The sequence below is a fragment of the Pantoea trifolii genome, assembly GCF_024506435.1.
GTDB classification, from domain to species: Bacteria; Pseudomonadota; Gammaproteobacteria; order Enterobacterales; family Enterobacteriaceae; genus Pantoea; species Pantoea trifolii.
Genome location: NZ_JANIET010000001.1, coordinates 2,999,391 through 3,022,224, shown reverse-complemented (window position 1 = coordinate 3,022,224; position 22,834 = coordinate 2,999,391). Strand labels below are relative to the sequence as shown.

At 56.3% G+C, this 22,834-nt stretch carries 22 protein-coding genes; 15 read left to right on the top strand and 7 right to left on the bottom strand.

Going from position 1 to position 22,834, the window contains the following annotated elements:
* Position 1 precedes the first annotated feature (1 nt).
* The gene (locus tag NQH49_RS14050) at positions 2–568 is read right to left on the bottom strand and encodes a glycine cleavage system transcriptional repressor (RefSeq protein WP_256697075.1); all 567 of its coding nucleotides are present in this window, start codon (positions 566–568) and stop codon (positions 2–4) included.
* 143 nt (positions 569–711) lie between these two features.
* Here NQH49_RS14050 and dapA point away from each other — a divergent pair, with 143 nt between their 5' ends.
* From dapA to ypfH, 6 genes are all read left to right on the top strand, one after another.
* The gene (gene dapA, locus NQH49_RS14045; RefSeq protein ID WP_007884824.1) at positions 712–1,590 is read left to right on the top strand and encodes a 4-hydroxy-tetrahydrodipicolinate synthase; all 879 of its coding nucleotides are present in this window, start codon (positions 712–714) and stop codon (positions 1,588–1,590) included.
* 14 nt (positions 1,591–1,604) lie between these two features.
* A complete protein-coding gene (bamC, locus tag NQH49_RS14040) occupies positions 1,605–2,633 on the top strand; it encodes an outer membrane protein assembly factor BamC (protein ID WP_256697074.1) in 1,029 nt (342 codons plus the stop codon).
* 144 nt (positions 2,634–2,777) lie between these two features.
* The gene (purC, locus tag NQH49_RS14035; protein WP_256697073.1) at positions 2,778–3,491 is read left to right on the top strand and encodes a phosphoribosylaminoimidazolesuccinocarboxamide synthase; all 714 of its coding nucleotides are present in this window, start codon (positions 2,778–2,780) and stop codon (positions 3,489–3,491) included.
* A 174-nt stretch (positions 3,492–3,665) separates the two neighbouring features.
* Positions 3,666–4,535: a KPN_02809 family neutral zinc metallopeptidase gene (gene ypfJ / locus NQH49_RS14030; RefSeq protein WP_256697072.1), complete on the top strand. Its 870-nt coding sequence runs from the start codon at positions 3,666–3,668 to the stop codon at positions 4,533–4,535.
* 26 nt (positions 4,536–4,561) lie between these two features.
* Positions 4,562–6,493 (top strand): tRNA(Met) cytidine acetyltransferase TmcA, encoded by a 1,932-nt coding sequence (locus tag NQH49_RS14025; RefSeq protein ID WP_256698439.1) that lies wholly within the window; start codon positions 4,562–4,564, stop codon positions 6,491–6,493.
* Positions 6,494–6,566: 73 nt separating this feature from the next.
* A complete protein-coding gene (ypfH, locus tag NQH49_RS14020; protein WP_256697071.1) occupies positions 6,567–7,262 on the top strand; it encodes an esterase in 696 nt (231 codons plus the stop codon).
* Positions 7,263–7,308: 46 nt separating this feature from the next.
* On the opposite strand, the gene NQH49_RS14015 is transcribed toward ypfH, so the two are convergent.
* The 3 genes from NQH49_RS14015 to NQH49_RS14005 are packed head-to-tail and all read right to left on the bottom strand — an operon-like array spanning position 7,309 to position 9,016.
* On the bottom strand, positions 7,309–7,497 hold the full coding sequence (locus NQH49_RS14015) for a YpfN family protein (RefSeq protein WP_008108368.1): 189 nt from the start codon (positions 7,495–7,497) through the stop codon (positions 7,309–7,311).
* A 21-nt stretch (positions 7,498–7,518) separates the two neighbouring features.
* On the bottom strand, positions 7,519–8,646 hold the full coding sequence (gene dapE / locus NQH49_RS14010; RefSeq protein WP_256697070.1) for a succinyl-diaminopimelate desuccinylase: 1,128 nt from the start codon (positions 8,644–8,646) through the stop codon (positions 7,519–7,521).
* 1 nt (position 8,647) lies between these two features.
* Positions 8,648–9,016, bottom strand: a complete 369-nt coding sequence (locus tag NQH49_RS14005) for an ArsC family reductase (RefSeq protein ID WP_008108371.1) — start codon at positions 9,014–9,016, stop codon at positions 8,648–8,650.
* Positions 9,017–9,421: 405 nt separating this feature from the next.
* Between NQH49_RS14005 and ypfM the strand changes: the two genes are divergently transcribed.
* Positions 9,422–9,484 (top strand): protein YpfM, encoded by a 63-nt coding sequence (gene ypfM, locus NQH49_RS23525; RefSeq protein WP_139221414.1) that lies wholly within the window; start codon positions 9,422–9,424, stop codon positions 9,482–9,484.
* Between the two features lie 147 nt (positions 9,485–9,631).
* On the opposite strand, the gene acrD is transcribed toward ypfM, so the two are convergent.
* The 3 genes from acrD to narQ form a co-directional block, all read right to left on the bottom strand.
* A complete protein-coding gene (gene acrD / locus NQH49_RS14000; protein ID WP_061717936.1) occupies positions 9,632–12,748 on the bottom strand; it encodes a multidrug efflux RND transporter permease AcrD in 3,117 nt (1,038 codons plus the stop codon).
* 194 nt (positions 12,749–12,942) lie between these two features.
* Complete coding sequence (locus NQH49_RS13995) at positions 12,943–13,578, bottom strand: response regulator (RefSeq protein ID WP_256697069.1); 636 nt, start codon at positions 13,576–13,578, stop codon at positions 12,943–12,945.
* Between the two features lie 58 nt (positions 13,579–13,636).
* Positions 13,637–15,325, bottom strand: coding sequence for a nitrate/nitrite two-component system sensor histidine kinase NarQ (narQ, locus tag NQH49_RS13990; protein ID WP_256697068.1), 1,689 nt, complete (start codon positions 15,323–15,325; stop codon positions 13,637–13,639).
* A gap of 237 nt (positions 15,326–15,562) precedes the next feature.
* On the opposite strand from narQ, the gene NQH49_RS13985 reads away from it, so the two are divergent.
* The 8 genes from NQH49_RS13985 to nudK all read left to right on the top strand — a co-directional run bounded on the left by NQH49_RS13985 (position 15,563) and on the right by nudK (position 22,787).
* Positions 15,563–15,835, top strand: a complete 273-nt coding sequence (locus NQH49_RS13985) for a YdgH/BhsA/McbA-like domain containing protein (RefSeq protein ID WP_256697067.1) — start codon at positions 15,563–15,565, stop codon at positions 15,833–15,835.
* A gap of 295 nt (positions 15,836–16,130) precedes the next feature.
* A complete protein-coding gene (gene ansP / locus NQH49_RS13980; protein WP_256697066.1) occupies positions 16,131–17,621 on the top strand; it encodes an L-asparagine permease in 1,491 nt (496 codons plus the stop codon).
* 163 nt (positions 17,622–17,784) lie between these two features.
* On the top strand, positions 17,785–18,255 hold the full coding sequence (napF, locus tag NQH49_RS13975) for a ferredoxin-type protein NapF (protein WP_256697065.1): 471 nt from the start codon (positions 17,785–17,787) through the stop codon (positions 18,253–18,255).
* Entirely contained in the window at positions 18,245–18,523 is a 279-nt protein-coding gene (locus NQH49_RS13970; protein ID WP_256697064.1) for a chaperone NapD, read from the top strand. The genes napF and NQH49_RS13970 overlap by 11 nt, the downstream gene beginning before the upstream one ends.
* Positions 18,520–21,006 (top strand): nitrate reductase catalytic subunit NapA, encoded by a 2,487-nt coding sequence (gene napA / locus NQH49_RS13965; RefSeq protein ID WP_256697063.1) that lies wholly within the window; start codon positions 18,520–18,522, stop codon positions 21,004–21,006. Before NQH49_RS13970 ends, napA begins: the two co-directional genes overlap by 4 nt.
* 11 nt (positions 21,007–21,017) lie before the next feature.
* Complete coding sequence (napB, locus tag NQH49_RS13960) at positions 21,018–21,449, top strand: nitrate reductase cytochrome c-type subunit (RefSeq protein WP_007890846.1); 432 nt, start codon at positions 21,018–21,020, stop codon at positions 21,447–21,449.
* 7 nt (positions 21,450–21,456) lie between these two features.
* Positions 21,457–22,041 (top strand): cytochrome c-type protein NapC, encoded by a 585-nt coding sequence (gene napC / locus NQH49_RS13955; RefSeq protein ID WP_008107860.1) that lies wholly within the window; start codon positions 21,457–21,459, stop codon positions 22,039–22,041.
* A gap of 167 nt (positions 22,042–22,208) precedes the next feature.
* Positions 22,209–22,787, top strand: a complete 579-nt coding sequence (nudK, locus tag NQH49_RS13950; RefSeq protein WP_061717931.1) for a GDP-mannose pyrophosphatase NudK — start codon at positions 22,209–22,211, stop codon at positions 22,785–22,787.
* Positions 22,788–22,834: the final 47 nt, after the last annotated feature.

The following is a 22,834-nucleotide window of genomic DNA, read 5'->3' as shown; positions in this document are numbered from 1 at the left end:
ATTAAACGGTGCTGTTAGCATCGTCGGTGACACTATAAAGACGAATTGAGCCCTGTGCATGCAGTTCTTCGCACAGCTGATTGAAAGCCTGTTCGATGGGCGCACTGAACTGATTGGCCGGGCTGTGCGCCGTCATTTGAATATAGAGCGTGGGCGCAACGTCGTCCTGAGCGGGTTGAATCCGCGAGACCAGTTCGGCGATGTTCATTTGATGTTTATCGAACAAATCAGTAAAGCGTTCAATGATGTGCGGTGAATCCGGCACTTCAACTTGCACCCATACGGTGGCGGGCATCGGAGGCGTGACGCGTGCATTGGTGCGCTTCATCACAATCAGCAGTTCCAGCTCGGCCCCTTTCATCGGCAGCGTCGACTCAATCAGGGTAATCGCATTCCAGCTACCGGAGAGCAGCATGATAAAGGTGAACTCATCGCCCAGCATCGCCAAACGGCTGTCTTCGATATTACAGCCGCAGCTGCTGACGTGGCGGGTGATGGTATTGACGATACCCGGACGATCAACGCCCAGTGCGGTGATCACCAGATGGTGAGGCTGTGACTGCGACAAAATGGCATTTCCTGTACGTTCGCTAATAACTATAAGGTAAACATAAAAAAAACTGCTGACAAGCGCGGGAATGGCGTGGCTCGCTTGCTTTTCTTTCAATGTAAAACGTAACATGAGGCACTTGTTTGTCGAGGGGATAGCCCATGTTCACCGGAAGTATTGTTGCGCTCATTACGCCAATGAATGAAAAAGGTAATGTCTGCCGCGAAAGTTTGAAAAAACTGATTGATTATCATGTTGCCAGCGGCACCGCGGCGATTGTTTCTGTTGGCACCACCGGCGAATCTGCCACGCTCAGCCATGACGAGCACGGTGATGTGGTTATGCAAACGCTGGAACTGGCGGATGGCCGTATTCCGGTTATCGCTGGCACCGGCGCAAATGCTACTGCTGAAGGCATCTCTCTGACCAAACGCTTTACCGGCAGCGGTGTCGTGGGCTGTTTGACGGTCACGCCTTATTACAACCGTCCGACGCAGGAAGGCCTGTTCCAGCACTTTAAAGCCATTGCGGAAAGTACCGATCTGCCGCAGATGCTGTATAACGTTCCTTCGCGTACCGGTTGCGACATGCTGCCGGAAACCGTTGCGCGCTTAGCCGAAATTAAAAATATTATCGGAATCAAAGAAGCCACCGGGAACTTATCGCGTATCTCACAGATCCAAGAGCTGGTTAATGATGAGTTCATCATCGTCAGCGGCGATGACGCGACGGCGCTGGACTCCATGCAACTGGGCGGCAAAGGCGTAATTTCGGTCACGGCTAACATTGCAGCGCGTGAAATGGTTGAACTCTGTGCCTTGGCGCAACAGGGCAAATTTGCCGAAGCGCGTCGCCTGAATCAGCGTCTGATGCATCTGCACCAGACGCTTTTCTGTGAACCCAATCCAATCCCGGTGAAATGGGCAGCAAAACAGCTAGGATTAATCGCGGATGACACGCTGCGTTTGCCAATGACGCCACTGACCGAAGCCGGTCAGGCGAAAACGGCGCAAGCGCTGATTAAAGCGGGTCTGCGATAATTTAGGGAGAATCAATGAGTTATTCAGTTAAGCGCTCGACGCTGGCAACGGTAGTGGGCCTTTCCACCCTGATGCTGCTAACAGCGTGTTCCAACGATCAGCGTTATAAGCGCCAGGTCAGCGGTGATGAATCTTACCTGCAGGCGCCTGAGCTGCATGATTTAAAAGCCCCAGCGGGCATGATTCTGCCGTTGCAGAATGGTGACTACGATGTTCCGCATAGCGTGGCGAAAGGCGCGGTTGGCAAAGAGCTGGATATTCGTCCGCCAGCCCAGCCGCTGGCGCTGCTGAATGGCACGCGTGCACAGTTCACCGGTAACACGGGCGTGCTGGCCGTGGAAAGCAGCCGCGGTTCTATCTGGTCGCAGGTTGTGGGTGTGATTCAGTCTTACAAGTTCCCGATTGCTCAACGTGATGATGCTGGCCAACAGCTGACTACCGATTGGGTGCAGTGGAACCGTGCTGACGAAGATAACCAGTATCGCGGTCGCTATCAGATTAGCGTACAGAATCAGAGCTATCAGCAAGTGCTGACCGTTCGTCTGCTGGAACTGCAGCAGTCTGGTCAGGCGGTGACGTCTCCGGCACAGATTCAACGCTATACCGGCCAGATGTTGAACGACATCAGCACCGGTTTGGATAAAGTGGATTCTGCCAGCCAGGATGCGGCGGCCAACCGTGCTACCGGACAGATTGATGTGCAGAGCGGCGCGGATGACACCGGTTTACCGCTGTTGATTCTGCGTGCACCGTTTAACGTCACCTGGCAGCGTTTGCCAGCGGCGCTGAAACGCGTGGGCATGGAAATCAATGATGACAACCGTTCGCAGGGCAGCCTGAAAGTGACCTACAAACAGCCGGGCAGCGGCGTGTGGGATCAGATCGGCGCCAAAGATCCAGAATTACCGAACGGCGATTACAAATTGCAGGTTGGCGATCTGGATAACCGCAGCAGTCTGCAGTTCATCGATCCGAAAGGTCACGTGCTAACCCAGGCGCAGAACGACGCGCTGGTGCAGGTGATTCAAGGCGCGCTGAAATAAATTGCCAAAGGGCCGGAGATTCTCCGGCCTTTTTGTTTTGGATTTGGCATAATAGCGCCCGGCGAAGTAAACGATTGCGTCACGCAATCGGCGCGCGGTGAAACACCGCTGAACACGGGTTCTTTCATGTTTGGAGTTAACAAGATGCAAAAGCGAGCTGAGTTGTATCGCGGTAAAGCGAAAACCGTATACAGCACCGATAATCCGGATCTGCTGGTACTTGAATTCCGCAACGATACGTCAGCAGGAGACGGTGCACGAATCGAGCAGTTTGATCGCAAAGGCATGGTAAACAACAAGTTTAACCATTTCATCATGACCAAATTGCAGGAAGCGGGCATTCCGACCCAGATGGAAGCGCTGCTGTCGGATAACGAAGCGCTGGTGAAAAAGCTGGAGATGGTGCCCGTGGAGTGCGTGGTACGCAACCGTGCGGCAGGATCGCTGGTAAAACGTCTGGGCGTGGAAGAGGGCATTGTGCTCAATCCACCGCTGTTTGATCTCTTCCTGAAAGATGACGCCAAACACGACCCGATGGTCAACGAATCCTACTGCGAAACCTTCGGCTGGGTGAGCAAAGCGAATCTGGCACGCATGCAAGAGCTGACCTTCAAAGCTAACGGAGTGCTGAGCAAACTGTTTGATGACGCAGGTTTGATCCTGGTCGACTTCAAGCTGGAGTTTGGTTTGTTCAACGGCGAAGTGGTGCTGGGCGATGAGTTCTCGCCAGATGGCGCACGTCTGTGGGACAAAAACACCATGGACAAAATGGACAAAGACCGTTTCCGTCAGAGCCTCGGCGGCCTGATTGAAGCGTACGAAGAAGTTGCACACCGTTTAGGTGTCAAGCTGGACTAAGTTCGTCCACCTCTCCCGTAAGGTCGTCATTTATGACGACCTTTTTTATGCCCGCAATATAGCGTGTTCAGGTCGGCATGAATGCCGACCCTACGGTGTTCTGCAACGACAACACTGGTGCTTCCTGCTGCCGCCAACTAAAATCATGCCAAACATGTTTAAAGGAGTTAGACCATGCGCTGGCAAGGGCGTCGTGAGAGCGACAACGTAGAAGATCGACGCAATGATTCACCTGGCCTTGGCGGCGGCGGTGGACGACAAATTCGCATTCCACGCGGCAAAGGCGGCCTTATCTTGCTGGTGGTGGTCGCCGTTGCCGGCTATTACGGCTACGACCTCACCGCGCTGCTGGAAGGCGGCGGCAGCGTCGCGCCCACGTCGCAGCAGCGGCAGGTGAACAGCGCGCAGAGCAACGAAGATGCAAAATTCACCTCGGTAATTCTGGCCACCACCGAAGATACCTGGAGCAAGCTGTTCCAGCAGATGAACAAACAGTACGTGCCGCCGAAGCTGGTGATGTATCGCGGGGCGACGCGCACCAACTGCGGTACCGGCCAATCGGCGATGGGGCCGTTTTATTGTCCTGCCGACCAAACTGTTTATATCGATTTGTCATTCTACGATGATATGAAAAACAAACTCGGTGCCGGTGGCGACTTTGCGCAAGGCTATGTGATTGCGCATGAAGTCGGCCATCACGTACAAAAGCTGCTGGGCATTGAGCCTAAAGTGCGTCAGATGCAGCAGGGCGCGAGCCAGGCGCAGGCGAACCAACTGTCGGTGAAAATGGAGCTGCAGGCGGACTGCTTTGCGGGTGTTTGGGGCCATTACATGCAGCAGCAAGACATTCTCGAAGTGGGCGATTTGCAGGAAGCGCTTAACGCCGCTGAAGCGATTGGTGACGATCGTCTGCAGCAGAAAGGTCAGGGCCGCGTGGTACCGGACAGCTTCACGCATGGTACCTCTCAGCAGCGTTATACCTGGCTGAAACGCGGTTTCGATAGCGGCGATCCTGGCCAGTGCAACACCTTCGCTAGCAAGTGATCCCCTTGATTGAACAAACGGCGGCGATGCAGCGTGCAGGCATTCGCCGCCTTTGCGTTATAGCGGGTGATGCGGAGTGGGCGCAGCAGCAAGCCATTAATCGGCGCGCCGCGCTGTCCGGCGACTGGCTGACGGTGAGCGACAGCGCTGATTTCCCGCAGGCCGTCGCGCCCGGAGCTTTGCGTACCTTGCTAGGACGTGAATTCCAGCATGCAATATTCGATGCGCGCAACGGTTTTCACGCCGAAGCTTTTGCCGCGCTGGCCGGAACCCTGCGCGCGGGCAGCTGGTTGTTGCTGTTAACGCCTGCCTGGGAAAGCTGGCCCAACCAAACCGATGCCGACAGCCTGCGCTGGGCGGATGTCGCGGAGCCGATCGCCACGCCGCACTTTATCCACCATCTGCAATCTCTGATGCTGCAAGATGCGCAGGTGATGTTGCAACGTCAGCATCAAGCGGTGCGTTATCCCGTGGAAACGCATCTGCCCGACTGGCGCTGCCGGGCGCCGCAGCAGCAGGCGCAAATCCTCGAACAGCTTGAAGCGATGCCGCATGGCGTTGCGGTGATCACCGCCGCGCGCGGTCGAGGAAAATCCGCGTTGGCCGGCATGCTGGCGCAGCGCAATCAACACTGTTTAGTCACGGCGCCAGCCAAAGTCTCCACGGCGGTGCTGGCAGAGTTTGCCGGTGAGTATTTCAGTTTCATGGCGCCTGATGCCATCCTCGCGCAGGAAAATCCGCCTCAGGCGCAGTGGCTGATTGTCGATGAAGCTGCCGCCATTCCCGCGCCGATCCTGCAGCAACTGGTGCAACGTTTCCCGCGCGTGCTGCTTATTACCACCGTGGAAGGTTACGAAGGCACCGGACGCGGCTTTATGCTGCGCTTCTGCGCCACCTTGCCGGATGTGCGCCTCTTCCAGCTCGACGAGCCGTTGCGCTGGTCGCCAAACGATCCGCTGGAGCAGTGGCTCAGCCAGGCATTGCTGTTTGAAGATGCGCAGGAGAGCAATATAAGCGGTGAGATCGCGATTTATCCAGCCACACCAGAACACAATCTCCAGGCGCTTGAGGCGGGATATCGCCTGCTTGCCAGCGCGCACTATCGCACTTCGCCACTGGATTTGCGGCGCATGCTGGATGCGCCCGGCATGCGCTTATGGTTGGCAGGTGAAGCCGATCAGGTAACTGGCGCGCTGTGGTTGGTGGAAGAGGGCGGATTAGATCAGCCATTGGTCGATGCGGTGTGGGCCGGTTATCGCCGGCCGCGCGGCAATCTGGTGGCGCAATCGCTGGCGGCCCATGCCGGTTTCGCGCAGGCGGCGACGCTGCGCTCACAGCGCATTAGCCGAATCGCGGTGCAGGCGTCACAACGTCAGCGTGGGATTGGCAAAGCATTGGTGGCCACCGCACGTCAGCAGGCGCAGGGCTGTGATTATCTCTCCGTGAGTTTCGGCTACACCGAATCCTTGTGGCACTTCTGGCGCGCCTGCGGTTTTACGCTGGTGCGTATTGGCTCGCAGCGCGAAGCCAGCAGCGGCTGCTATGCCGCGATGGCGATGCTGGCAACATCTGCGGCAGGTGAAGTTCTACAACAGCAGGCAGCGCAGCGCCTGGCGCGGGATTGGCCGTGGCTGCGAGATATCATCGAACTGCCTCTAACGCTGGCAAGCGATGCCAGCCAGCAGCTCAACGACGATGACTGGACGTTCCTGGCCGGTTTTGCCTGGGCACAGCGCCCGTTTGAAGCCAGTTATGCGGCGCTACAGCGGCTGGTGCGCCAGTCTCCTTCACCGCTGTTGAATGCCATCCTGCTGCAAAAACAGACGCTAACCCAAGCCGCGCAATATGCCGGTCTCAGCGGGCGTAAAGCCTTGATTAACCAGCTGCGATCGGAAGCTGCCGCAGCACTGATTCACCTTAATCCCGATGCCGCGCAGCGGCTGCGTTCATTGCAATAAATCCATTATCTCGTTCAAATTTTCCCGATATCTCTGCGCGTGTAGCGGCGTATAGTGATGTGAGGAGGATCTTATGGCACTACGATATGTAATTGTTCAGCAACCCAGCAGTGCAGCACAGCTGTTCCTGCTGTATCACGGCATCAACGACAACCCGGATTCAATGGCGCAGATTGGCAGCTGGTTCGCGAAGGCGTTCCCGCAGGCGCTGGTGGTGTCGGTCGGCGCACCTTACGCGGGCAGCATGCCGCAAGGACGTCAGTGGTTTGCCGATATTCCGCCACACGATCGTTCGGAACAGCAGGGCGTGGATGCGATCATGCCTGAATTCGTGGGATCGGTGCGTCACTGGCAGCAGGAGAGCGGCGTGCGTGCCGAAGCAACGGCGCTGGTGGGTTTTTCACAGGGCGGCATCATGGTGCTGGAAGGCATAAAAGCGCAGCCGGATTTAGCCGGACGCGCGATTGTCTTCAGCGGTCGCTATGCCACGCTGCCGCTGCGGGCCAGCACGCGCAACACCATTCATCTGATTCACGGTGATTACGACGAACAGGTCCCGCTGCAACGGGCCGAAGAGGCGAAGCAACGTCTGATGTCCTTGGGCGGCGATGTCACGCTGGATGTGGTGGAAGATTTACCGCACGCGATTAACGATCGCAGCATGGAGCTGGCGCTAAATCATTTGCGTTATACCGTACCGCGTCGTTACTTCGATGAGGCGCTAAGCGGTGCCAGGCCGGGCGATGATGATGTGGTGATGATGATGTAGCAGAAAGCGTAACGGCGCGATTTTCGCGCCGTTAGCTATATGGAGGTTATTTCTTTTTCGGCCAGTCGTCTTCGTCATCCCATTTATCGTTGAAATCACGATGTGGCGGCAAAGTCGGTTTGTTATCCATGAATTTTTTATGATCGATACGTTTTAGGTCTTTGTAAACATTCATCAAAATACCAACCATCAGCAGGATCACCAGGATCCACCAGTACTCTTTAAAGAATTCCATCCCCTTTCTCCTTCTGTGCGCTTAGGCAATCAGCTGTTCCATGATGCGCTGATACATACGGCTCAGCATCTGCAAATCTGACGCTTTCACGCACTCATTGATCTTATGAATGGTGGCGTTCACCGGGCCCAGTTCCACCACCTGCGCACCCATGCGCGCGATAAAGCGCCCATCAGAGGTGCCGCCGGTCGTCAGTAACTGCGGCTTAATCTCATTATAGTGCGTCACAGCGTTTACCACGGCATCCACCAGCTTACCGCGTGAGGTCAGGAACGGCTGACCGGAAACATTCCACTCTAGCGTGTAGCGCAGCTGATGGCGATTGAGCAGTTCCGCCACGCGATCTTTAATCATCTGATCGGTCAATTGGGTGCTGAAACGGAAGTTAAACTGCACAAAGAATTCGCCAGGAATCACGTTGTTGCTGCCGGTGCCGGCCTGCACGTTAGCGATCTGCATGCTGGTCGGCGGGAAGAATTCATTGCCTTCATCCCACACGGTTTCCACCAGCTCATTCAGCGCCGGCATGGCGCGATGCACCGGATTATCCGCCAGATGCGGATAGGCCACGTGGCCCTGCACGCCGTGAATGGTGAGATTCGCGGTCATCGAGCCGCGACGGCCATTCTTCACCACATCACCCACGATTTCGGTGCTCGACGGTTCGCCGACCAGGCAATAATCCATGCGCTCGTTGCGCGCCATCAGGCGTTCAACCACTTTCACCGTACCGTTAACCGCGCTGGCTTCTTCATCGGAGGTAATCAGAAACGCCAGACGACCTTTATGCTGCGGATTAGTGGCAACAAAGCGTTCCGCTGCCACCACCATCGCTGCCAGCGAGCCTTTCATATCTGCCGCGCCACGACCAAACAGCATGCCATCGCGGATGCTCGGTTCAAACGGCGGGCTGATCCAGCGGTTGGCATCGCCCGGCGGCACCACATCGGTATGACCGGCAAACGCCAGCGTTTCGCCCTGGCCGCGCGTCGCCCAAAAGTTCAGCGTATCGCCAATGTGCATCGGCTCAACGCTGAAGCCGATGGCTTCCAGACGCGCAATCAGCAGCGCCTGACAACCGGCATCATCCGGGCTGAGAGACGGGCGACGGATAAGCTGCTGAGCCAGCTCAATAACCGGACAGAACATGTTATGACTTCTCCTGGATAAAGGCGGAATAAAGGGAATCGTTGAAGCCGACCAGCAGATCGCCATTCGGTGCGGCTAACACCGGACGCTTGATGATGGCAGGTTGCGCCAGCATCACCGCTTTGGCGCTGGCGGCATCGTTTACCGCATCGCGTTCGGCTTCCGGCAGCTTGCGCCACGTGGTACCGCGCGTGTTGAGCAGCGCCTCATAACCGAGCTGATCGATAAACGATTGCAGCAACGCGTCATCAATGCCATCCACGCGATAGTCATGAAAACAGTAGTCGATACCGGAAGACGCTAAATAGTTGCGTGCTTTTTTAATCGTGTCGCAATTTTTAATTCCGTACATCACCCACTGCGCTGTCATCGCTTATTCCCGTTTAGTAAAAAATAAAGCGCGAGTTTACCACAGCGCTCTAAGGGCTGTGAGCGCTGACGGCGAAAGCCTGCCTGATTCAGGTATTTTTCATGACTCTTTTGCCGTTATAAAACTTATTACTTAGGGCCAGGAAGCGCTTTCACTTACGCACTCAATAATTGCCTGCGACATCATTAAGCCACTAAGGATTATCCTAATCGCCATTTTCTGCTATGCGATTTAAGTCAGGCATTTTTCCTGACGCATTATAGAGTTGCTGAAATGTGCGTCAGTACGCAATTTCAGCAGATTGAAGATTTTCGACGCTTTTGCCGATAGTGATAACAGGTGGGAACGTATTCACCTGTAGAAAAAAACGGCGTAGAATTGCCGCTACAATAAGAGAGGATTTTTATGGTCGACACCGAAATGGGAAACTGGAAAGAATTCATCGAAGCGATGTTACGCAACAAGTAACGCGTGAAGACAAAAGCAGGGCATTTCCCAACTTGCTGTGATTCTTACCACACACAACAATAAAGCCGCCATGACGTTCATGGCGGCTTTTTTTGTAGGGTCGCCATTCATGGCGACCGAATAAATACACGCAGCGGAATGGCATGCTTAATCGTGCGGCTTCTCTTTCAGTGGGAAACGGCGGCGCACCACCACAAAGAACAACGGCACAAAGAAAATCGCCAGCACGGTAGCGGAAATCATCCCGCCCATTACGCCGGTACCTACCGCGTGCTGGCTGCCGGAACCCGCACCGCTGCTGATCGCCATCGGCAGCACGCCGAAGATAAACGCCAGAGAAGTCATCAGGATCGGGCGCAGGCGCTGACGTGAGGCTTCCAGCGTCGACTCCATCAGTTCGCGCCCTTTGCTGTTGATCTCATTGGCGAACTCGACAATCAAAATGGCATTCTTCGCCGACAAGCCGATCACCGTAAGCAAGCCCACCTGGAAATAGACATCGTTCTCCAGCCCGCGCATCCAGGTTGCCACCAGCGCACCCACGACGCCGAGCGGAACCACCAGCATCACCGAGAACGGAATTGACCAGCTCTCATACAGCGCCGCCAGACACAGGAACACCACCAGCAGCGAAATCGCATACAGCGCGGGCGCCTGCGAACCGGATAAGCGTTCCTGATAGGATGCGCCGGTCCACTGGAAGCCGACGCCGAGCGGCAGCTGCCCAACCAGTTTTTCCATCACGTCCATCGCTGTACCGCTACTGACGCCGTTCGCCGCTTCACCGACAATCTCCAGTGCGGAGTAACCGTTGTAACGCTCCAGACGCGGCGAACCAGTCTGCCAGTGGCTGGTGGCGAAGGCGGAGAAGGGCACCATGCCGCCGCTGCTGTTACGCACGTACCACTTGTTGACGTCTTCCGGCAGCATGCGGAACTCTGCCGCTGCCTGCACGTAGACTTTCTTCACGCGGCCGCGATCGAGGAAGTCATTGACGTAGGTCGAGCCCCACGCGGTGGTTAAGGTGTCATTAATGGTATCCAGCGACACGCCCAGCGCCTGCGCTTTGCGCTGATCGACATCAATCTGCAACTGCGGGCTGTCGTCGAGGCCGTTGTGACGCACGCGCGACAGCGCCGGATTACTGTCGGCCAGCTCCAGTAACTTGTCACGCATCGCCATCAACTGCGTGTGGCCGATTCCACCGTGATCCTGCAGCTCCATATCGAAGCCCGACGAACTGCCCATGCCGGTAATCGCGGGTGGACTGCTGGCGATAACGCGCGCTTCGTTGATCTTGTGGAAGGCTTTGGTTGCGCGCTCAATGATGGCGAAAGAGGTGCGATCGCTGCCCGGACGCTCTTCCCAATCTTTCAAGCGGACAAACAGTCGCGCCACGTTCTGACCGTTACCGCCGGGACCCGCACCGATGGTGGAGAACACCGAGACCACATTGTCTTTCTCCTGGGTCATGTAGTAGTTCTCGACCTTCGCCACCACGTTCGAGGTTTGCTCCAGCGTTGCACCGGCAGGTAATTGCACCTGCGTCAGGAACACGCCGCGATCTTCCAGCGGCAGGAACGAGGTGGGCAGACGGATAAACAGGAACGCCATCAGGCCGATAATCGCGAGATAGAGCAGCAGCCAGCGACCGCCTTTGCGCAGAATTTTGGCGACGCCGCGCTCATAACGTTCCGCGCTGGCGTTGAAGGTGCGGTTAAACCAGCCGAAGAAGCCACGACGACCGTGATGATGACCTTGCTCCAGCGGTTTCAGCAGCGTGGAACAGAGCGCAGGCGTCAGAATCATCGCCACCAATACCGACAGCACCATCGCCGAAACGATAGTGATCGAGAACTGGCGATAGATGGCGCCGACGGTGCCGCCAAAGAACGCCATCGGCACAAACACCGCCGACAGCACCAGCGCAATACCGACCAGCGCGCCCTGAATCTGCCCCATCGATTTACGCGTGGCGGCGCGCGGCGACAGACCTTCTTCGCTCATGATGCGCTCGACGTTTTCCACCACTACGATGGCGTCATCCACCAACAAGCCGATGGCGAGCACCATGGCGAACATGGTGAGGGTGTTGATGCTGTAACCAAAGGCATAGAGCACCGCAAAGGTGCCGAGCAGCACCACCGGCACGGCGATGGTTGGAATCAGCGTGGCACGGAAGTTTTGCAGGAACAGATACATCACCAGGAACACCAGCAGGATCGCTTCCAGCAGGGTTTTCACCACGTCTTTAATCGAGGCCTTCACGAACGGCGTGGTTTCATAGGCAACTTTGGCCTCCAGCCCGTGCGGGAAGTAGTGCGACAGCTCAGCAATGCGCGCGCGCACCAGTTTGTCGGTGTTCATCTCATTGGCACCGGAAGCCAGCTTAATGCCGAGCCCCGAAGCCGCCTGACCATTGTAGCGGCTGAGGAAGTCATATTTTTCCGCGCCCATCGCCACATCCGCCACATCGCCGAGCGTCACTACCGAGCCGTCGCTGTTGGTTTTCAGCGTCACCGCTTTGAACTGCTCAGGCGTTTGCAGCATCGACTGCGCATTTACCGTGGCGTTGAGCGCTTGCTTGTCAACCGACGGCAATCCGCCGACCTGACCCACCGCGACCTGCGCGTTCTGTGATTCAATCGCGCTCACCACATCTTCGGTGGTCAGCGCGTAGGCAATCAGCTTATTGGGATCGAGCCAGATGCGCATCGCATATTGCGAGCCGTAAGCATCAACCTGGCCGACGCCATCGATACGGCTGAGCGGATCCTGAATGTTACTGGCGACATAATCTGAAATATCCTGTTTGTCCATACTTCCGTCGGTGGAGACGAAGGCAATCATCAGGATATTGCTATCACCGGTTTTATTCACCGTCACGCCTTGTGACTGTACCGCTGCAGGCAGTTTACGCAGCGCACTTTGCAGCTGGTTTTGCACCTGCTGGCGCGCTTCATCAGGATTGGTGCCAGCGGTAAAGGTGAGGGTGATTTGGGCCTGGCCGGTGTTGCTGCTGTTGGAGGACATGTACATCAAATTATCGATGCCGGTCATGTTTTGTTCGATAACTTGTGTGACGGTGTTTTCCAGTGTTTCTGCGGATGCGCCGGGATAGTTGGCGGTAATACGCACGTTGGGCGGTGCGAGGTCGGGATATTGCTCAATCGGCAGCGAGATGATTGCCAGCGTGCCGCACAGGCAGAGCAAAATAGACAGAACCCAGGCAAAAATGGGGCGGTCGATAAAAAAATTCGACATGTAACCGACACTCCTCAACTGCGTATTTTTTACTTTTATTATGATGAGCGCGATGCGCGGATGGCGTCACGCTGGCGGAGTGCAAGGTCCTCTAACGAAAACGCCTGCTGATAGTACTTTACGCTGAGCAAATTAGAGAATCGTGAGTAAATTATGGAGAAAGTGTGAATGTCGTGATGATTTTATGTGCGCGATTACACATGTCGTCGACTCTCCAGCCACAGCACCGTCGCAGCAACGCGCGAACGGACATCCAGCTTGCGCAGCAGGTTGCGAATGTGCACTTTTACCGTCTCTTCGGAGATATGCAAGGTGGCGGCGATCTCCTTATTCGATAATCCGCGCGCCACTTCCTGCAGCACATCCAGCTCGCGTTCCGTCAGCTGTTTGAACGGATTCGACGTTGGCTGACGCGTTGCAAGATAATCGGCCACCGCATCGCTAAACACGTTTTCACCCTTTGCGCCGCGCATCACTTGCGCCAGCAGCAGTTCAGGTTCACTGTCTTTTAGCAAATAGCCGTCGGCGCCGGCATCCACCATCGCGTAGATATCATTGCGCGCATCAGAAACCGTCAGCACCAAAATGCGCGCGGCGATGCCTTCGTTTCGCAGCGCTTTCAACGTATCCAGCCCCGACATGCCTTTCATGTTGAGATCCAGCAGGATGACATCCGGCGATAAACGCCGCGCTTCGGCCAGCGCTTCGGTGCCGTTATTGGCTTCGGCCACCACTTCCAGCCGAGGCTCCAGTGCCAGCAGCTGGCGAATGCCACGGCGCATCAGCGGATGATCATCAACGATCATAATTGTCAGGGAAGGGTTAGCCATAATCTCTCCAGTTTTTAATCTCGTAGGGTCGCCATTCATGGCGACCTCATGCTCATTGTTAACTCAGCCGATGCGCCGGGCGCGGCGGAAAACGCAGCGTCACGCGCGTGCCTTGCACCTGCGGGGTAATCATCAGCGTGCCGGATAATCGTGCGGCGCGTTCCGCCATGATGGTTAAACCATAATGTCCCGGCGGTTCTTCAAGGCTGCTGATACCGCAGCCATCGTCTTCAATGGTCAGCAGGTGGTCCTCATCAGCGACACGCTGATAATGAATCTGAATATTTTTCGCCTGCGCATGACGAATCGCGTTGAGCAGCGCTTCACGCGCAATCTGCAGCACATGCACTTGCTGCTGGGCATCCAGCATCTGCAGGCCGGGCTGATAATCGAAGTCGATGGCCGCCTGCGATTGCTCCTGCAGTGGCGCAATCATCGCTTGCATCGCCTGCACCAAATCGGCCTGTTCGATGGTCAGGCGGAAAGTGGTCAGCAGCTCGCGCAGCTGCTGATAGGCTTCGGCCAGCGCGCGATCAAAATCAGCGATAATCGCCAGCGCCTGCGGTTGCGACTCATCGACATTACGCCGCAGCAAAGCCAGCTGGATGCGCAGGAAAGAGAGCGACTGCGCCAGTGAATCGTGCAATTCGCGCGCAATGGTGGCGCGCTCTTCTATTAATAGCATCTGCTGATACTGTTTTTGCGTCTGCCAGATCCACAGCGCGCGCGCCAGCATGTTCGCCAGGCTCTGCATCAGTTCGTCGGCGGGCGGTGCACGGCGGGTTTGCCAACACAGTTCGCCTAGCCGCTGCTCTTCCTGCATTAACGGTAAACGCTGCCAGCTTAAATCATCCGCCGCCACACCGGCCTGAAACTCAATCCCCTCGCTGACAATTTGCAGCACCGTTAATGCTTCACGCCGCTGCACCAGACGCAGCAATCCCTGAAACAGTTCGGGATTGGGTGGGCTGCTGGTGAGAATTTGTGAGCTTTCATACAGCAGGGAAAGCGTGCGATTGGCCTGCGTGAGATCTTCGGTTTTATCGCGCACCGCGCACTCCAGCAGGCGATAGTGCGAATGCAGCCGTTCCGCCATGGTGGTGAAGGCCTGCGCCAGCACACCCAGTTCATTGGGTTGTTGCACCGGCAGCGGCGGAAAAGCGAAATTCGCCTGCTCAACATATTGGCTGGCGGTCACCAGCGCGTTGAGCGGTCGCACCACGTTGCGGCGGATGAAACGAATCGTCCACAGCGCCAGCGCCACAATCGCCAGAAAACCAAACAGGCTGCTGGCGGCCACCAGATGCATCTTTAGCTCAGCATAATGCTGCAATGCCAGCACGAAGCGGTCGATCTCGCTGACATAGCCCGCGACACGCTGCTGGTAGATTTGTGCCCGCTCGGGCTGCAAGGTCTCCTGCAACATCGGCCAGCTGTCATGCAGATAGCGATAGCGGCTGCTCACTTCAAGCGGCACCCACGCGCGCTCCAGATGTTGCAGTGCCGGGGATTCCAGCGTTTGCCGGTAGAGTTGAATGTGATGTTCCAGCTGCTGCGGATCGCGCGTGCTGTCCCACGCCAGGCGGTAAATCTGCATGCGCAGCGATCCGGCGACATTCACCGCTTCGGCATCGCGCAGGCTGCTGGAGAGCGTCATCAGCGCCAGCCCGGTGGTCAACAGCGACAGCAGCACAATCACGCTGAGTGCGCGGGCAATGGTTCGAGTAACGGGACGTTTCACAATCACAATAATAACCCTTATAAGAGCGTGGGATTATAGGGCAGCCGTGCGATAACGGCGAGTTCGATCTCGTCACATCAGGTTACTTTTAGCAGATAAAACCCTTTCTCTTTACCTTTCCCTAAGTAACTCGCGTTTCGCTGGCGAATTATTAAACGCCTTTACGGCTTGCTCAACCTGGTTTTCATTCCCTGCGTGATAATGAGTCCTGTAACCCTTAACGGAAGACAACAGGAGCATCACATGAAGAGACGTTATGCCGTTCTGACTGCTGCACTGCTTGCCACCGCAAGTTTCTCGACGCTGGCAGCCCAGCCCGTAAGCGCTACAGAAGCGCAAAACCTGCAAAGCGCGGGCACCGTTTCCATCAGCGGCGTACGCGGTACGCTGGATGATGCAACGCGCCATCTGTCGCAGAAAGCGCAGGAGCAAGGTGCCAGCGGCTATCGCGTGATTGGTGTACAAACCCCAGGGGATTCCAGCCTGTGGAGCGGCACCGCAGAGATTTACCGTTAATTCCCTCCAGTAGTAACCCTGTAGTAGTCGTTATCCCTGTAGCCATCCCTTTACCGGTCAGCCCTCTGACCGGTTTTTTTGTGCACCGCGACGGATTATTACAATTCATCTTGTGCAGCCTGGCGGTATTTTTTGCTTCGTTCTTGCAGAACGGGTAGGATTCATCGCCGTAAATTCCCACCCCGCCACGCGACATCGTTCCGCCGCGTGACGCCGGGTTTTTACCCCATTTCGCACCGCCCTACGCAATCGTTTGGTTTGGCGGTGATTGATGGTCAGGACAAACAGGATGGCTATGAAATCAACTAAAAAAACCGCAGCCGAACAACGCGCTGCGAAAAGACGCTGGCTCAACTCGCACGACAGCGGTTACCAAAAAGCAATGGGTAACCGTCAGGTACAAATGATCGCCATCGGCGGTGCTATCGGTACCGGTCTGTTCCTCGGTGCTGGCGCGCGCCTGCAAATGGCCGGTCCTGCACTGGCGCTGGTTTATCTGGTGTGCGGTATCTTCTCCTTCTTTATCCTCCGTGCGTTGGGCGAACTGGTATTACACCGTCCTTCCAGCGGCAGCTTTGTTTCTTATGCGCGTGAATTCCTTGGGGAAAAAGCGTCTTACGTTGCGGGCTGGATGTACTTCGTCAACTGGGCGATGACCGGTATTGTCGATATCACCGCCGTCGCGCTTTATATGCACTATTGGGGCGCGTTTGGCGATGTGCCGCAGTGGGTGTTTGCGCTGGGCGCGCTGGCCATTGTCGGTACCATGAACATGATCGGCGTGAAGTGGTTCGCCGAGATGGAGTTCTGGTTTGCACTGGTCAAAGTGCTGGCGATTGTGGCGTTCCTGATTGTGGGAACGATATTCCTGGGAAGCGGTAAGCCGCTCGACGGCAACACCACAGGATTCCACTTAATCACCGATAACGGCGGCTTCTTCCCGCATGGTTTACTGCCAGCGCTGGTGTTGGTGCAGGGCGTGGTATTTGCCTTTGCCTCGATTGAGCTGGTGGGAACTGCAGCAGGCGAGTGTAAAGATCCCAAAACCATGCTGCCGAAAGCCATCAACAGCGTGATCTGGCGTATCGGCCTGTTCTACGTCGGTTCGGTGGTGTTACTGGTGCTGCTGCTGCCGTGGAATGCCTATCAGGCCGGACAAAGCCCGTTCGTGACCTTCTTCTCTAAACTTGGCGTGCCTTACATCGGTAGCGTGATGAACATTGTGGTGCTGAGCGCCGCGCTGTCGAGCCTCAACTCGGGGCTTTATTCTACCGGTCGTATCCTGCGTTCGATGTCGATGGGCGGTTCTGCACCGCAGTTCATGTCGAAGATGAGCAAACAGCAGGTGCCGTATGCCGGTATTCTGGTGACCATCGGTGTATACATATTTGGTGTGGTACTCAACTACTACGTGCCTTCACAGGTATTTGAAATCGTTCTGAACGTTGCTTCGCTCGGCATCATTTCGTCGTGGGGCTTTATCGTGGTGTGCCAGATGCGTTTGCGCAAAGCGATTAGAGAAGGCAAGGCAGACGACGTCAGCTTTAAACTGCCGTGGGCGCCATTTACTTCATGGTTGACGCTGCTGTTCCTGGCGAGCGTGCTGGTGTTGATGGCGTTTGACTATCCAAACGGCACCTACACCATCGCCTCAATCCCGTTAATTGCCGTGATTCTGGTACTGGGCTGGTTTGGCGTGCGCAAACGCGTGCATGCTGAAGCGCAGAAAGAGCATGAACATCATGCTGAGAATCACGATACGCTGGCGGAAGATTCACCGCGCTAATCACAGCGATTCTCATCTGCGGGGGCCTTTTGGCCCCCGTTTTTATTTCAATTCCCCTTCACTTGATCCCACGTCGGGATTTACCCCTTTGGGGTGATATAGCCCTCATTAGCGTCAGGTTATTTTACGCACCATCTCTCTTTCCCCCGTTTAAGGTGAACCGATGGCGCTGTCGCGACGTGAACTCTTTACCGGGCAGCGCGTAGCGTCTGCTGATGGCATCGCTTTGCCGTGGTGGCGTGGAGAGAACGGTTGTGATGGCTGCGGCAAATGTATATCGGCCTGCGAAACCCACATCATCCGCCTGGCTGCCGGTGAAGTACCGCACCTCGATTTTCTGCAGGGTGAATGCACGTTCTGCGCCGCCTGCGCAGAGGCTTGCCCGCAGCCGTTGTTCCACGCGCGTGAAACCGAGCCGTTTCCGCAACGCATTCGCATCGACAACCGCTGCATCACCTTTCTTGGCGTGAATTGCCGCAGCTGCCAGGAGAGTTGCGAACAGCAAGCCATCCGTTTCCATTTGATGCCGAACGGCATCGCACAGCCTGAAACCCTTCCGCAGCATTGCACCGGTTGCGGCGCCTGCATCGCGCCTTGCCCGGTCTCAGCCACAGGATTACATCATGAACCATGAACACAGTTGGCACGTCTGCGGCCTGGTGATTCAGGCGCGCCCGGCGTCGATTCCCGCCGTGAAAAGTGCGCTGTTGGCCTTTGACGATTGCGATATCGCTGCCGAAGACGCCACGCGCGGCACGCTGGCGGTGACGCTGGGTGCGGCAGATAGCGCCGCGCTGCTGCGCAATATTGAAGAGAGCCGCAACATCGCTGGCGTGCTGGCGGTATCGCTGGTGTATCACCAGCAAGACGAAATTGAAGAACCTTGTAAGGAAGCATCATGAGTATAAGTCGTCGTGATTTTATGAAGGCCAATGCGGCGGCTGCTGCTGCCACGGCTGCAGGACTCACCATTCCTACCGTGACCAAAGCCGCGACCTCGCTGGCTGCGCCGATTCGCTGGGAAAAAGCGCCGTGCCGATTCTGCGGCACCGGCTGTGGCGTGCTGGTCGGCACCCAGGATGGCCGCGTAGTGGCTTCGCAGGGCGATCCGCAGGCCGAAGTGAACCGAGGTCTGAACTGTATCAAAGGCTATTTCCTGCCGAAGATCATGTACGGAAAAGATCGCCTGACCCAGCCGCTGCTGCGCATGACCGACGGTAAATATGCCAAAGAGGGTGAGTTCACGCCGGTCAGCTGGGATCAAGCCTTCGACATCATGGAAGAGAAGTTCAAAGCGGCGCTGAAAGCCAACGGCCCGGATTCGGTCGGCATGTTCGGTTCCGGCCAGTGGACGGTATGGGAAGGTTACGCGGCCTCCAAGCTGATGAAAGCCGGTTTTCGCACCAACAACCTCGACCCGAACGCGCGTCACTGCATGGCTTCGGCGGTGGTCGGCTTTATGCGCACCTTCGGTATGGATGAACCGATGGGCTGCTACGACGATATCGAGCAGGCCGACGCCTTTGTGCTGTGGGGCTCGAACATGGCGGAGATGCACCCGATTCTCTGGTCACGTATCACCGCGCGTCGTCTTAGCAATGACAACGTCAAAGTGGCGGTACTTTCCACCTATCGTCATCGCAGTTTTGAGCTGGCTGACAACGCGATCGTGTTCACGCCGCAGAGCGATTTGGTGATCCTCAACTTCATCGCCAACTACATTATTCAGAACAACAAGGTCGATAAAACCTTCCTGCAGAACCACGTGACGCTGCGCAAAGGTGTGACGGACATTGGTTACGGCTTGCGTCCCACCGATCCGCGTCAGGCTGCGGCGAAGAACCCGGACAGCGGCGAATCCACGCCGATGAGCTTCGACGAGTTTGCGAAGTTTGTTTCCGAGTACACGGTGGAAAAAGCCAGCGCAATGAGCGGCGTAGAGAAAGATCAGCTGATCGCACTCGCCGAACTCTATGCCGACCCGAAAGTGAACGTGGTGTCGTACTGGACCATGGGCTTCAACCAGCATACGCGTGGCGTGTGGGCTAATAACCTGTGCTACAACCTGCACTTATTGACCGGCAAAATCTCGCGTCCGGGCACCGGTCCGTTCTCGCTCACCGGCCAGCCGTCGGCGTGCGGCACGGCGCGTGAAGTTGGTACATTCGCCCACCGTTTACCGGCGGACATGGTGGTCAACAATGACAAACACCGCGCCACCGCCGAGAAGCTGTGGAAGCTGCCGCAGGGCACGGTGCCGGCCAAAATTGGTTTGCACGCCGTGGCGCAGGATCGCGCGCTGAAAGATGGCAAGCTCAACGCCTATTGGGTTATGTGTAACAACAACATGCAGGCCGGTCCGAACCTGACGCAGGAGCGTATGCCGGGTTGGCGCGATGAGCGCAACTTCATCGTGGTGTCCGATCCCTATCCCACCGTCAGCGCCTTGTCGGCTGACCTGATTCTGCCGACCGCGATGTGGGTGGAGAAAGAGGGCGCCTACGGCAACGCCGAGCGTCGCACCCAGTTCTGGCATCAGCAGGTGAAAGCGCCGGGCGATGCGAAATCCGATCTGTGGCAGCTGGTGAACTTCTCCAAACGTTTCAAAGTAGCGGAAGTGTGGCCGGAAGCGCTGCTGGCGCAGAATCCTGAGCTGCGCGACAAAACGCTGTTTGATGTGCTGTACGCCAACGGCCAGGTCAATCAGTTCCCGCTGAGTGAAGTGGCAGATGACCAGCTGAATGATGAAGCGCGCGAGTTTGGCTTCTACATCCAGAAAGGTTTGTTTGAGGAGTACGCCAGTTTTGGTCGCGGTCACGGCCACGATCTCGCGCCGTTCGATGCTTACCATCAGGCGCGCGGTCTGCGCTGGCCGGTGGTGGATGGCAAAGAGACGCGCTGGCGCTATCGCGAAGGATACGACAGCTACGTCAAAGCCGGTGAAGGCGTGCGTTTCTACGGCAAGCCGGATGGCAAAGCCACCATTTTTGCGCTGCCTTACGAAGCGCCAGCCGAATCGCCGGATGAAGAGTATGACCTGTGGTTCTGTACCGGTCGCGTACTGGAACACTGGCATACCGGCACCATGACGCGTCGCGTGCCGGAACTGCACCGCGCGGTGCCGCAGGCGCTACTCTATATACATCCGCTGGATGCCAAAGAGCGCAATTTCCGTCGCGGCGAGAAGGTCCGCGTGGTATCGCGTCGTGGTGAAACCCTTGCCACCGTGGAGACGCGCGGTCGCAATCAGCCGCCCAAAGGTCTGGTATTTATGCCGTTCTTTGATGCGGGCGTGCTGGCCAACAACGTCACCCTGGACGCCACCGATCCGCTGTCGAAGCAGACCGATTACAAAAAATGCGCCGTCAAGCTGGTTAAAATTTAAGGCAGGATGCAATGAAACCCTTAATCACACTCGTTACTTTGGCCGCCCTGATGCTGGGCGGCACGGTTTACGCCAATAACGGCGTCGATCTCAACCAGTCACCAGAAGTGACGGCCACGCAGCAGGGCACTATTCATCAGCCCAAAGAGCAGAGCCGCAAGCCGTTGAACTACGTGAATCAGCCGCCGGTGATCCCGCACAGCGTGGATGGCTATCAGGTGACGAAAAACGTGAACCGTTGTCTGCAGTGTCACGGCACGCAGAGCTATCTCACCACCGGCGCACCGCGTGTCAGCCCAACGCACTTTACCGATCGCGATGGTCTGGTGAGCAGCACCGTGTCGCCGCGCCGCTACTTCTGCCTGCAGTGTCACGTACCGCAAACCGATGCCAAACCGGTGGTGGAAAACACCTTCAAACCGGCTGACGGCTTCGGTAAGTGAGGACATGATGAAAGAGAAACTTCTGCGCATCTGGCGCTGGTGGCGACGTCCAAGTCGTCTGGCGCTCGGCACCTTGCTGATTCTGGGCTTTGCTGGCGGCATCATTTTCTGGGGCGGCTTCAACACCGCGATGGAGATGACCAACCGTGAGCAGTTCTGTATCGGCTGCCACGAGATGCGCAATAACGTCTATCAGGAATATATGCAGACGGTGCACTACAACAACCGCAGCGGCGTGCGCGCCACCTGTCCGGATTGTCATGTGCCGCACGAGTGGGGCCCGAAAATGCTGCGTAAGATCCAGGCGAGCAAAGAGGTGTATGCCAAGATTTTCGGCATCATCGATACGCCGCAAAAGTTCGAGGATCACCGCATCGAGCTGGCGCAAAACGAGTGGCGCAGGATGAAAAACAACAATTCGCAAGAGTGTCGTAACTGCCACAACTTCGATTATATGGATTTCACCGCGCAGAAAACCGTGGCCGCGAAGATGCACAGCAAGGCGATTGAGGAAGGGAAAACCTGTATCGATTGCCACAAAGGTATCGCGCACCATCTGCCGGATATGAAAGACCAGCCGAACGGTTTTTGAAGCGGTTGCCATAAATGGCAACCCTACGTTCGAGCGTGTTTCCCCCGTAGGGTCGCCATTTATGGCGACCTCCTTTTTATACCTCCACCATCCTCACAATTCAGATAGTTTTCCCCGCCGCTTCGTCCTATCATCTCAGGCTCCCTCAATTTAGCAGTGGAGCGGTTATGTCGTTAAAGATCAACATCATCAAAGACAAGTTGCTGTCAGAAAACTGGTTTGTGCTGCGCAACTTCACCTACGAACTCACCCGCAACAACGGCGAAGTCGTGCGTCACAAGCGCGAAGTTTACGATCGCGGTAACGGCGCCACCATCCTGCTGTATAACACTGAAAAAAATAGCGTTCTGCTGGTGCGTCAGTTCCGTATAGCTACCTATGTGAATGGCAACGAAAGCGGCGAGCTGATTGAGACCTGCGCGGGGCTGCTGGATGACGACTCGCCGGAAGAGTGCATTCGCAAAGAAGCGATTGAAGAGACCGGTTATCAGGTGGGCAAGGTGGAGAAACTCTACGAAGTCTATATGTCGCCGGGCGGTGTCACCGAATTGATCCACTTCTTCGCTGCGCAATACAGCGATGCGCAGCGCGCCAACAACGGCGGTGGCGTTGAGGATGAAGAGATTACCGTGCTGGAGCTGAGTTTCCCGGAAGCGCTGGCGATGGTGAAAGACGGCCGCATTCGTGACGGCAAAGCCATTATGTTGTTGCAGCATGCCCAGATCGCCGGTTGGTTAAAGCCGTAGTTTTTACGTAGGGTCGCCATTTATGGCGACCTGGCCAATCACCGCAC